We start from the raw sequence: 12,223 nt of genomic DNA on the forward strand, positions 1-12,223 counted from the left end.
GGACGAGGTCAGATCACGAGTTCCAGACCTGGAGCTCCGAGACCTGGCCGGCCGGCCAGCTCGAGTTGGCCGTGACGTTCACCCGGAAGTAGCGCTGGGTGGTCGCGGGGAAGGTGATGGTGACGGTGTTGTTGCTGGCCGGGTCGAAGCTGTAGGTCGCCGACGTCTTCACCGTGGTGAAGGTGGAGCCGTCGGTGCTCGCCAGCAGGGACAGCGTCTGGGTGCGGGCGCCCCAGCTGGCGGGCAGCTGGAGGACGACGCGGGACGCGCTCTGCGCGGAGCCGAGGTCCACCTGGATCCACTGCGGGAAGGCGTTGTTGGCGCTCTCCCAGTAAGTGGACTGGTTGCCGTCCGTTACGTTCGACGAGACGTACGTCTGCGTGTGGCTGGATTCGCTGGTGGCCTTGCCGGCGGCGAGGTTGGTGCTGGTGGTGCTGGCGCCGGTGCCCGACAGGGCAACGGTGGTGGGGCTGTTGGACGCGTTGCTGGTGATGGTGACGTTGCCGGTGCGGCTGCCCGACGCGGTCGGCGTGAAGGTGACGCTGACCGAGCAGGAGGCCCCGGCGGCGATGGACGTGCCGCAGGTGTTGGTCTGCGCAAAGTCACCGCTGGCCGCGATCGAGGAGACCGAGGCGGCGGCCGTACCGGAGTTGGTCACCGTGACGGTCTGCGCGGCGCTGGAGGTGTGCACCTCCTGGCTGGCGAAGGTCAGCGAGGCCGGCGAGAGCGAGAGGGTCGCCGCCGAGGGGCCACCGATCGCCGTCGCGAACGACAGGCTGTTGATGTTCCAGCCGCCGGCGTCCTGGTTGACGGTCAGGACCTGCTGGCCTGCCGGCAGCGTGACACTGACCGTGACCGTGGTCCAGGTCTGGAAGCTGCCGGTCGCCGGGATGGCGACGGCCCCGCTCAGGTTCGTGCCCGAAGCGTTGGAGATGTGCAGCGCGCCGCTCACCGCGCTGGGAGCCGCGAGCCGCAGGCTCACGGTGTACGTCCCGGCAGAGGCCGCGTTGACCGTGTAGCGGAACCACTGCCCGCTGCCGGTCCAGCCGAGGTTGTAGCCGCCACCGGTGTCGGACGTTGTCTCCAGGTTGACGCCGTCGGCCCGGTAGCTGTTGCCGGTGCCGTTGACCGAGGTGACGCTGTAGGCAAGACCTTGACCGCCGGTGTCGTAGTTCTCGGCCTGGACGGTGCCCGGAACCGCGGCCGCGGTTCCACCGAAGGGCGCCTCGACCGCGCCACTGCCCTGCCAACTGTTGTTGCTCAGCGTGGCGGTGAAGCCGCTGGAGTTGTTGGCGAACGCGGTGGCGCCGGCCTTCAGCCCGGAGACGGTGTTGCCGGTGATGTTCGCCGACCCCGTGGGCGCCGGGTAGAACGGCGGCGCGATCACGATGCCGTTGCGGCCGGGGGAGGTGATCGTGTTGTTCTGCAGCAGCGTGTTGGTCGAGGTGGAGAAGCCGATCGCGTCGTAGAGGGAGTCGGCCACGGTGTTGCCGGTCACGGTGACGTGGTCGACGGTGCCGGTGTTCTGGCCGTCGCCGCCGTTGCCGATGTGCAGTGCGGGCTGGCCCTGGCTGTAGGCGTTGCCGCCCGACCTGACGACGACGTTGTTGGACACGGTCGCGGACTGCAGGTCGTTGCCGTTGACGCCGAAGCGGCCGGCGCCCAGGCCGATGTACCGCGCGGTGTCGCTGATGTAGTTGTTGCTGACCTGGTGCCCGCTGCCGCCGTAGATCCCGATGCCCTTGCCGCCCCACGGCGCGACCGCGGTGTTGTTGGTCAGCGTGGTGTTGGACATCGGGTTGTAGTAGGTCGTCGTGCTGCCGCTGGTGTTGTAGTTGACCGAGTTGATCGCCATCGCGTCGTCACCCGTGCCGCGCACGAAGTTGTTGGTGGCGGTCAGGTTGTTTCCGGTGTTGGAGTTGAGCGAGACGTTGTTCAGGTTGATCCCGTCGGCCCAGATCGAGGTCAGGCGGCTGTTCTGCACTTTTCCGCCGGTGCCCGAGGCCCAGAAGCCGGACATGGTGTGCTGAGTCCAGATGCTGTCGGCCACCCAGTTGGTGCCGGTGGTGTCCATGGCCCCGCCGTCGCCGCCGATAGTGCTGCGGCTGACGGCGTTGGCGTCGATGTGGAAGTTCTGCACGGTGCACGAGGTCAGGGAGAACAGCGCTGCCAGGGGGGTGTTGTTGGGCACCGGCACGTCACGGTAGATCGTGGTGTACCACATCCCTGCCCCAGCGATGGTTATGCCCTGGGCCTGCAGGGCCGTGGTGCCCTTCACGTAGAAGGTGCCCTGCGGAATCCAGAGGATCTTGCTCTGGGACTGCGCCTGGTTGATGCAGTTCTGGATAGCGGCGGTGCTGTCCACCGACTGACTGTCGCCGGACCCGTTGGTCGGGTTGTTGTCGGACACCGCGCCGCAGCTGGTGATGGAGATCGAGTTGGCGGGCTGGGCGATCGGCGCCGGCGGGTTCTCCACGTCGATGGCGTCGACGTCGTAGAAGGACGCGTTGTTCGAGGAGTCCTTCTGCAGCGACAAGGTGCTGCCGGGGGCAATCGGCGTGCCGGTGACGAAGGTGTGCGACTCGTCGAAGAAGACGCGGGGGGAGCCGTCCGCCGGGTTCTGGTCGTCGCTGGTGTTGTAGTTGTTGTTGCCCTCGTACACCCAGGTCTGCTTGGAGTTGAGGTTCAACGCCTGCCGGAAGACGCCGTTGACGTACAGGTTCAGCGTGCCGGTGATGCCGCCGCCCGACGAGGAGTCAGGAACGCTGGCACGTAAGTTGATAAAGCTGATCGGCTGCCCCGTGTTGTTCGTCCACTGCACCGACTGGCCGGTGGCGCCGAGGTGGACGTACGCGTGCCCGGACGCCTCGAGTGCGGCGCTTGAGTACTGCGTCGTGGGCGCCGAAGTCAGCGACATCGTGCTGGCACCCCCGCCCGGGGTGCCGGCCTCGGCCTCATAGGTGGTGAACGGGGTGGTGGCGCCCGCCGCGGTGCTCGCGGCGGGCGCCGCGACGGCGGCCGACGCCGATTGGGCAGCCGCGGTGCGGGAGGCGGCGCTGGCCGGCGTGAAGGACATCCAAACCATGCCGAGCACGGCGACAAGGGCCACAGCCAGGCGCGGGACGAGCCCCGTGCCACGTAAGGGTCTTGGGATCTCACGCATGGGATGCTCCTTCAGGAACTTCAGTATTCGGCGCCCCGACCGTACAGAGCACGTTGGAGCACCGCAAGATTCCGATTCGGTAAAGAAAATATTGCACAGACTGTTGGAAGAGAGCGCGCGCACAGCTGACTTCGGGTGATGGATCCACTACCCGTCGTCGGTGATCCACGACGGCACCACCGACCAGGCAGTCACCTGGGAGGAATGACGTGGACACGCACTGGAGCACATCCGATATATCCGGCGTGACGCCGCACATACGACGCAACGACGCGCCCATGGAGGACCTGTGTCCGCTCCCCACCCGCTGCGCCGCTTGTTCGCCATGACGGCCGCCGGCGTACACGGTGCGGGGTAGGTGGCGGCTGATGAGGCGGTACGGTCACGCCCGCGCCGCCCCGCGCCACCGGACACCCCAAACGCATCAACGAGGCACTGACCCTGGAAGACCTCGCCCACGAGGCGTACGACAGCGCCCGCCACAACGCCCACTACCGCACCGGCGCCCTGGACAAGCCGAACAGCCGCGCCCTCACCAAGCACTACCAGCGGCGAGCCGCCGAGTACGGCGTGCCCACCGGGAAGCAGGCCACCACCGCGACCCTCCGCCACACCGCCGCCCTCGCCATCAGCAACGCCCACCGGGACGCCTGCAACGAGGGGAACAGCCTGCACCCCGTCATCTCCGTCACCTTCGCCGCCGGGCACTTCGGCGGCACCCCGCGTGGCTCCCCATCACCGGCGCCACCACCCGCGACGCCCACGGGACAGCCGGGACGACATCACGTACCCGATGCCCGCCCTGCCGCCCGCGTGATGCTCGTCCGGGCTGGTCTCAACCCGGCTGGTGCTGATCGTGTAAGAGCTGACGGACCGCCGGTCCGTAGCCAACGTGACTGAGCGACCGGGACAAGGACATCGAGATCCTCACGCTGCGCCAACAGCTGCTGGCCCTGCAGCGCCAGACCGGCAAGCCCGTGTTCACCGCCATCGACTCTCCTGGGAGTCGTGGCGTGAGCCTTCCGCCGTTGCGTTCGGCATAGTGGACGGCGTCCTGAGACCAACTGTCCCAACGGTGGTGCTGAGGTTAGACCGCGCCCCCGGCCGGGGCACGCTCCGGCTCGCCGCCACCCCCAAGGTTCTCCGAGCTCAGGTGCACGCCACCCCCTGGCTGGAGATTCCGGTCAGTGTCGCCAGGAGAGGGCCGCGGTCTGGACGCCTCCGGGCCATCGCGGGATCGGGCGGGCCGCTGTGCGAGACGCCGGGGTTGCGCCGCGTCGGCGTGAGCCGGCCGGTCGACGGTCACCGTGCGTTACCAGCAGCCCGCCAGTGGGGACCGCAACCGGCCGCCAGTGGTGACCGCCTGTGGGGGGTCGCTGGCCGTACATGGGGAGATGCTCTTGGTGCCGCTGTCACCCGTGACCGCGCACCGGGCGAAGCTGCCCTCCACCGCTTGCCCTCGACACCAGTGCGACCTTCGCGACCTTCGCCCAGGACCAACCTGCATGGATGGCATTTTCGGCACCCACAGGACTCTGTCGCCCGATTCGGGAAGGGCGCGAAGGCGATCACCGCGACCTGCACCTTTGCGCATCGCCGCTGGTGCCGGTCGACGCCTTCCGCTGGTCACCTGAATCGGGCGACAGAGTCCCACAGGGGTGGTGCTGGCCGATCGTGGGGAGCGGCTGCGCAAGGAGCTCGTCGAGATCGACGCGGAGGTGGCCCGGCACAGAAGCGGCTCGGTGGCGTGGTTCCGGCATTTTCTGGGGTCGCCCGCCGTAAAGGGGACATGTAATATCCCCTTTATGCGCATAGGTGAGGGAGTCGAGTGGGGTCTGCACTGCTGTCTGGTGCTGGCGTGGCTGGAGGATGAGGCTCCGGTGTCGACGGGCAGGCTGGCGGCGTTGTTCGAGTTGCCGCCGGTCTACTTGAAAAAGCGGCTGCAGGCGCTAGTTCGTGCGGGCATCTTGGCGTCGATACCCGGGGCTCAGGGCGGGTTCCGGCTGGCTCGGCCGCCGGAGAAGATCACACTAATGGGCGTCGTCGCGGCCGTCGAGGGACCGGACGAGGCATTCCGGTGCACCGAGATCCGCCAGCGCGGGGCTGGCACGGAAGCGGCCGAAGGCGAATTCACGCGCCCGTGTGGCATTGCCGCCGCGATGCGCCGGGCCGAGCTGGCCTGGCGTAGGGAACTGGCCGCACAGACGCTCGCCGACCTGATCGCCAACGCCCCCGCCGCAGTGCCTGGCCGGACGCGTCGTTTCTACGAGCGTCTTGGCGGCTGATCAATTGCCTGTCCGTCTGGAAGGGCATACGTGGAAGGAGAACCGGGATGTCCAATATCCCGATATTGATACGCGGGGGGCGGCAAAGAACCGCGCCAAGCCCCGGCAACGCGGGCTGGGCGCGAGGCTGGTGCTGGGGCTGGGCGCGTTCGCGGTCGGCACCGACGCCTTGGTGGTGGCGGGATTCCTACCCGACACCGCAGCCTCGCTGCACGTGTCCACCGCAACGGCCGGGCAGTCGGTCACGTCGGCTTCCTCTAGGCCCTGCTGTCCCCGATCCTGACAGCGGTGACCGCACGGGCGCCGCGCCGGGCCCTGCTGGCCACCGCGCTCCTCGTGCTACCTGCTGCCGGGCGTGGCCAACGCCCTGACCGACCGGATCGCCGAAGACCTCGGCTTCAACGCGGTGTACGTCACCGGTACCGGGGTGAGCAACACCTTCCTCGGGCCCCGACATCGGCCTGTTGTCCCGGACGCAGATGACCGCTCACGTCCACGCCATCACCGACAGCCTCAGCAGGCCACCGCGCGGTCATAAATGCGCCGGCGGCGAATTCGTTGCGCCCATGACGTGGCTTCGCGGCTGGCGCCCTGCAGCCCGACGTATACGCAATACAGGACGGCAGGCGATTCGCACCTCGTGATCGTCTCCTCGGGCGGCATCGTCAGCGCCCCCGGCCTGGCCTTCCATCCGCCCCTGAGCGCCGATGGCCACCCCTTCGAGACCACCGAGATCGACATACCTCCGGGTAGCATCCTGCTCCTGCACAGCGGCGGTACCGACGACCCGCACCCCGATCCACAGGCGACGACAGAACGGCTCCACGCGGTGTTGAGGCGATCCGGACCAGATGTGCAGGAGATCCTTGAGGGCGTCCGCCGTGGTGTGTCCCCCGGCCACGAGCCGGCCCTCCTCGCGGCCCGCACGCGGGCGTTGGACGCCGAGAACGTTGCGACCCAGACCCTGCCGCCTGTCGCCGCCGCCCGCACGTGGACCAGCCGGCAGTTGGCGGCATGGATGCTCGACGAACTCGCTTACACCACCACCTTGGTCGTCAGCGAACTGGTGACCAACGCCATCCACTACTCCACCGGGCCGGTGGAACTCCGTCTGATCAATGACGACCGCACACTCATCTGCGAGGTCTCCGACACCAGCAGTGCGGCTCCCCATCTGCGGAAGCCGAAGCTCAGCGATGAAGGCGGCCGCGGCCCGTCACCCAGCTCACACAGCAACAGGGGACGCGCTACACCGCTTCCGGCAAGACCGTCTGGACCGAACAGTCCCGCCCGGCATGAGCCCGCATCCCGAAAGCCGCCACCCCCTTCGGGGTCCCCTGGTGGCCGGCCACCGCGGGCGTCGAACTCGAACCGACCGCACAGGCCCGGCGGCACCTGCCCAGGCAACCCCGCGAAGCCCACCCTGACAGCCGACCTTGACTCCCGCCACGAACACGCAGCGTGTACGAGCCATCCCAACCTAAAGGAGCTAAAGACATGGGTATGCAGGTCAAGGAACCCATCGCATCCCGCAGCATCACCATTCGGTCGCTGCGGCAAGCGATCACCCCGAAGCGGCTCCCCCAGCAGATGCCGGAAGATCGGCGCCCGTTCGAGTTGGTGCTCCTTACCCCGCTGCTGGTGATCGCGCTGGCCACGGTGACGGAAATCCTCACCCCCCACCTGCAATTCATGCGATTGCTCGGGGCGGCGCCGGCACTGGCCGCCGCCATGTTTCCGGTGGCCGGCACGCTGGCCATCGGGCTGCTGGCCCTCATCGCCGCCGTCGGCCTCACCGCCGCCAACCACGACCTGGGCCAGACACCGGGCCTGTTCACCCTGCTGGCGATCACGGCCATCACCCTGGCCGCCGCCTACGCCAGCCGGGTACGGCAGCAGCGGGAGAGCACCCTCGCCGAGGTCCGCATCGTAGCGGAGGCCGCGCAGCAGGTGCTGCTACGTCCGCTACCGCAGCACCTCGGGTATCTCGACATCGAGCTGCTCTACCAGGCCGCTGCCGCACACGCCCGGATCGGGGGCGACTTCTACGAAGTGTTCCAGACCCCGCACGGGGTGCGGCTGATCATCGGCGACGTGCGCGGCAAGGGACTTCCGGCCGTCGAGGCTGCCTCCGTGATGCTCAGCTCGTTCCGGGTGAACGCGCGGGACGCACCTGATCTGCCCTATCTGGCAGGCCAGTTGGAGACCGGCATGAACCAATATTGTGAGTACCTCGCCGGTGATGACGCGATGGAGCTCTTCATCACCGTCCTGCTCGTCGAGATCCCTGCTGGGCAACCCATCGCGCGCCTGGTCAACTGCGGGCACCCGGCGCCGCTGCTGCTGCACGACGGAGAAGTGCGCGAGGTGGAACCCACCGCGCCGTCACCTCCCATCAACATGGCTGCCCTGCTCGGCGCCCACTACCAGGTCGACGCCGTCCCCTTCACCGTCGGCGATCGCTTGCTGCTCTATACCGACGGCGTCAGCGACAGTCGCGACCTCACCGGGACCTTCTACCCACTCACTCAACGCGTCCGCCGCTGGCCGTCGGCAGCCCCCCGCCAACTCCTCGACCACCTCCACCGTGACCTGCGCGCCTACGTCTCGGGCACCCGCGACGACGACCTCGCAGCCCTGGTCGCCCATCGCGTTGCACCGGGCGACTGGGAGCATCGTCAACTTGGCTGACGGGCCGCCCGCCTGTGGGATGAATCCCGAGTGCCCGTTCGCGGGAGAGGCCGGCGAGGGGACGGTCGGCGGCATGCCGGGGCCGCAAACGCTGGACCATGCGGTCGGAGCCTGTGAACCTCCTCGGCCTGAGGGCCGGGGCTTCTGTCTTGCGCTGACTGGTCAGGTGGCGTGGACGGGTGTCCGGCCAGCACCCGTGGGGGTGGTGGTGCCGTCTGTCTGGTCGGTGCTGTCTCCTCGTGGTGAGGGGACGACAGCTACGCCCGCGGTGGTGCTGCGGGTGGCCCGGTTCGGGGCGCTACGCCGTGTTTCCCTGCGCGCTTCCCGGCCGGCTCGTCCGAGGACGTTGTGGTGGTAGGCGTGCAGTGTCCGCTGGAGAGGGCTCCAGCCGGGTTGGGCTCGGCGATACATGACCTCCACGCGGAGGTCGGGGTCCGGGAGGAACTGCCCGTCGTTGACGGCAAGCGTCTGAAATGTTGACGCCGCCCACCGCGTCCCGGTGAAGCCGGAACCCGCAGATGGTGTTCTTGCAGACGTACTCGCGGCCGCGGACCTTTGTCCGGTGGTTGCACGCCGGGCACGTCTGTGAGGAGTACGCCTCACTGATGTGCCCGAGTACCACCCCGGTTTAGGCGGTCTCCCGCCAGGGTGCGACCGCTGAGGAGACCGAGCTGATGCGGCAGGCCGGCGATGCTCTGCTGCGTCTGCGACGCGGCGTGGGTGCACCGGCTCCGGTCTCCCAGCCCCGGCAGCCCCCCACGGTGGTCCGATCTCCGCAAAGCCAAGGTCCAAGGTACCGGCGTTGCCGGATCCCGTACGGCAGCAAAGGCTGTGAGGGAACTTCTTGTCACCCTCGATCGGCTCAGCGGCCGGAAGTCCGTGCAGGAGACCAAGCAGTTGGTGGAGAGCGAGCCTGACCACACAGGCCGAGGCAGCGGGAGCATGGCTGACCATTTCGCCGTCGCGGCGCCGGTGGGCGTGGCGCCGGTCGTCAGCAGGTACCCGGCCGCCATGGCCAGGGCGTACCGCGACAGGCATCGAGAACGCACGTGGGACGGCGTCCATCCTCCGGTTGCCGGGGCTCCCACGTTCAGATTGATGTGCGTCCTGCCGGCTGTCAAAAGGACGGCGCGCCGAGCCACGGCCACGTTGCGCTTCCGATCGCCCGCGAGAAAACCTGCGCCGGTCCTCCCGTTCGTCCTTCGCCGGGTCGGCACCTGCCGCATCGGCACTGACTCCGACGCGACCGTTGGCGCCGTGCAAAGCGCGGTGCCCACCTGCTCCTGCCGCCGGCTGACCACGCAAGGACGCCGGGGGCGCACCTGATCGGATCAGCGCCGTGGGCCGTGCCTCCTTGCGGGCCCCGTCATGGCCCGGCAAGGGCCCGGTTGATGCGCCGCAGCACCGTCTTGTGCGTGACGCGCCTGCGCAGGCTCTCCAACTCGGTTCGCGCTGCCCGGTTCCCGGCGCGCGCCAACGCGACCACCCCCGCTTCGGCGACCCTCACCGGGTGGAGACCGGAATCCGGCAGACCCCTCAGCGCGGTCTCGACCAGGCGGGCCAGCGCGTCGCACGTGTCGTCCCGGGCAGGCAGCAGCGAGAGCAGCCAGGCCAGTCCGCGCAGTGCGTGCACGTTGAACGGGTCGTATGAGCGCCGGCCGTGCGAGCCGCGCAGCGGTACGGTCCGCTCGCGGCCCACCAGTTCGAACCACTGCTGGACACGGAGCCGGACTATCTCCGGCTCCGCGGCGTCCAGCAGCTCCCGGCCGGTGCGTACCCACTTCACCGACGGGGCGCCGGCGGTCGCCGGAGCGGCATGGGCGAGCAGAGCGTGCCAGACCTCGCCGCCGACGGCCGCGTCGGCGAGGGCTTGATCGGCCCAGGCTTCTCCGGGGTTGAGCGGCGGGCCCGCGAAGCGGGTGAGAAGCGCCCGCAGGCCGGGCTCGGAGTGGTAGTCGAGCAGGGTGCGCCGGAAGGCCGCCAGCACCGGGGGGCCGGGTATCCGCTCGGCGGCGATTTCCGCCTCGGCCAGCTCCCAGTCCCGGTGCCCGGAGACGACGTACTCGCCGGCCACCTCTGAGAGCCGGGCCTGCCGCTCGATGAGCAGCAGCTCCGGGTCGAGATCGCGCGCGACGCCCGTCGCGACCACGAGCAGCTCGCCGCGGAGGTAGCTCGTGCCCCTCACGAATTCCTCGACGCTCCACACCTGCTCCACGCGGGAGTGCCAGGACGCCCAGGTCCGGGCCAACTCCAGCCGGTCGGCGGCCGGCAGTCCTCTCAGCCAGTGCATGGCCTCGACGCCGGGCCCCGTCATGGAGCCGTTGTGGCACGCGGCTAGCATCACCGCCCGGGCCAGACCTGCCAGGTCTCCGCGACCGGCGAGCTCCCGGTATTGGGCCGCCTGTTCCACCAGTACCTCAGGGTTCCGCAACCATCTGCTCATGATCGGGAGCGTATGAGGCAGGGCTGACAGTCCGGCTCCGCACGCGGTCCTGTTCCCGCGGAGCCGGTCGCCGAGGTCGCCACCCGGCCCCCAGCGATCGCCATATCGCAGCGACGCGCGGGAGCACTGCGCACGGAACTCGTCGCTGTCCCACCCACCAATTGCGCGGCCTCTTACACGTCCGGCGCGTAGTGCTTGGGGTCGCCGCGGCGCTCAAGCGGAGGCAGGTTCCGCCGTGGCGTCTCTACCGGCGGTACGGACAGCCCGCGGGCGCGTTGCCAGGCGGCCCGGGCGCGCGGGTGGTAACGCCGCTCGAACGGCACCAGGTGCCAGCCGAGTGCGACCGCGCGGCCCAGCAGCCACAGCGCGAGCGCGCTCCGCCGCGACCAGCGGTAGCCCAACCTGGCCCGCACCGCCGGCGGGTACATCCCGACGGTCAGCCACACGAAGGACCGCGTCAGCGGGACGCGGATCACGCACCATATGGCGTCCGGCAGCCAGCCCAGCGCGGGCGGCTTGCCGATGCGCCGGAGGTTCAGCACGGCGCGCGTCGCCCAGTTGTCTTCCAGCACCTCAACGCACACCCGGTCGAAGTACGCACAGAAGCCGCGCCAGTCCGCCGCGGCCGGACGGTCGCTCACCCCGTAAAGCCGGTACCATTGCAGGCCCTCGGCGTAGAGCTGCTCCTTCTGCTCCTCCGTCAGCGGGCGGCCGAAGTGCTGGCAGACAAGCACCGGAACCATGACGAAGGTCGCGTGAGCCCAGAAGAAGGTGTCCGGGTCGAGCGCGTGGTACGGGCGGCCCTGGCGGTCCATGCCCTTGATGCCGAGGTGGTAGTCGCGCACCTCGCGCGCGGTACGGGCCGCGTGCGGGCCGTCGTACAAAACCCCGGCGATCGGGTAGAGCGAACGGAACAGCCGCTCCCAGCGCTCGTCGAAGAATCGCGAGTGCTCCTCCACCCCGGCGCCAAGACCGGGATGCATGTTCTGCATCGACCCGGCCCACAGGCCCACCAGCATGCCCCGCCAGTCGCTGAAGTACCGCCAGGCCAGCGACGACGGGCCGAGCGGCTCGGGCGTCGACCGATCGCTACGCATGGGCATGGGCGTGCTCCGCCACCGATCCGGGCGATGGCACGGCCTCGCGTCTGCATGTTGGACATCGATGTGTCACGTTCCCCCCAAGGCTGGTGCGCGGTCAGCCCTGATGGGCAAGTGACCGATGCACACGGCTCGACGGAAATTCTACGCAGCGAGCCTGGCGTGTGGCTCGTTTCGTGCGCATGCGCGGGGAACACCGCTTTGAGTTCGATCCAGCGTCCCAGGAACCGGCGGGAACGCTGCTCGTGCGCGGCGCCCGCCGTACTCCTGTAACCGCGGCGGTCCGTTCGCCGCCGTTGATGTCAGGAACTGATGTCATACTTAAGGCCGCTTCGCGGATGCAGGACCATACATAGCCCCCAACTCGTCGATGTCCACGGCTGCCCGCTGGTGATGGTCCGGCGATCAGCCAGATGACGGCGATGGTGGTCTTGGCTTCGATGACGCGGCCGGTACCCCATCCCCGTTCTCGCCGCCACTGCCGTCCTGGGCGGACTTGCGGCGGCAGTCGCGGACCGCACGATCATGGGGCCGCTGCTGC

At 69.0% G+C, this 12,223-nt stretch carries 8 protein-coding genes; 4 read left to right on the forward strand and 4 right to left on the reverse strand.

What is annotated here, in order from left to right; translation table 11 throughout:
• Window positions 1-13: 13 nt before the first annotated feature.
• Window positions 14-3,163, reverse strand: a complete 3,150-nt coding sequence (locus tag EFK10_RS13595; protein ID WP_127355967.1) for a discoidin domain-containing protein — start codon at window positions 3,161-3,163, stop codon at window positions 14-16.
• 570 nt (window positions 3,164-3,733) lie between these two features.
• Here EFK10_RS13595 and EFK10_RS48635 point away from each other — a divergent pair.
• The 4 genes from EFK10_RS48635 to EFK10_RS13615 all read left to right on the forward strand — a co-directional run bounded on the left by EFK10_RS48635 (window position 3,734) and on the right by EFK10_RS13615 (window position 8,139).
• Window positions 3,734-4,063: a hypothetical protein gene (locus tag EFK10_RS48635; RefSeq protein WP_127355968.1), complete on the forward strand. Its 330-nt coding sequence runs from the start codon at window positions 3,734-3,736 to the stop codon at window positions 4,061-4,063.
• Window positions 4,064-4,968: 905 nt separating this feature from the next.
• Window positions 4,969-5,448, forward strand: coding sequence for an RrF2 family transcriptional regulator (locus tag EFK10_RS13605; protein WP_127355973.1), 480 nt, complete (start codon window positions 4,969-4,971; stop codon window positions 5,446-5,448).
• Window positions 5,449-5,986: 538 nt separating this feature from the next.
• Window positions 5,987-7,093 (forward strand): SpoIIE family protein phosphatase, encoded by a 1,107-nt coding sequence (locus tag EFK10_RS53245; protein ID WP_127355969.1) that lies wholly within the window; start codon window positions 5,987-5,989, stop codon window positions 7,091-7,093.
• Window positions 7,039-8,139, forward strand: a complete 1,101-nt coding sequence (locus EFK10_RS13615; protein ID WP_206305440.1) for a PP2C family protein-serine/threonine phosphatase — start codon at window positions 7,039-7,041, stop codon at window positions 8,137-8,139. The genes EFK10_RS53245 and EFK10_RS13615 overlap by 55 nt, the downstream gene beginning before the upstream one ends.
• 298 nt (window positions 8,140-8,437) lie before the next feature.
• Here the strand turns inward: EFK10_RS13615 and EFK10_RS53250 are convergent, their stop codons facing one another.
• The 3 genes from EFK10_RS53250 to EFK10_RS13630 all read right to left on the reverse strand — a co-directional run bounded on the left by EFK10_RS53250 (window position 8,438) and on the right by EFK10_RS13630 (window position 11,685).
• The gene (locus EFK10_RS53250; RefSeq protein ID WP_127355970.1) at window positions 8,438-8,761 is read right to left on the reverse strand and encodes a zinc ribbon domain-containing protein; all 324 of its coding nucleotides are present in this window, start codon (window positions 8,759-8,761) and stop codon (window positions 8,438-8,440) included.
• A gap of 744 nt (window positions 8,762-9,505) precedes the next feature.
• Window positions 9,506-10,582: a hypothetical protein gene (locus EFK10_RS13625; RefSeq protein ID WP_127355971.1), complete on the reverse strand. Its 1,077-nt coding sequence runs from the start codon at window positions 10,580-10,582 to the stop codon at window positions 9,506-9,508.
• Between the two features lie 173 nt (window positions 10,583-10,755).
• Window positions 10,756-11,685 carry an oxygenase MpaB family protein gene (locus EFK10_RS13630; RefSeq protein WP_127355972.1) on the reverse strand — a complete coding sequence of 310 codons (930 nt, stop codon included), beginning with the start codon at window positions 11,683-11,685 and terminating at the stop codon, window positions 10,756-10,758.
• Between the last annotated feature and the right edge of the window lie 538 nt (window positions 11,686-12,223).

The organism is Streptomyces soli (assembly GCF_003999195.1).
In the GTDB taxonomy this organism is placed as follows: Bacteria; Actinomycetota; Actinomycetes; order Streptomycetales; family Streptomycetaceae; genus Actinacidiphila; species Actinacidiphila soli.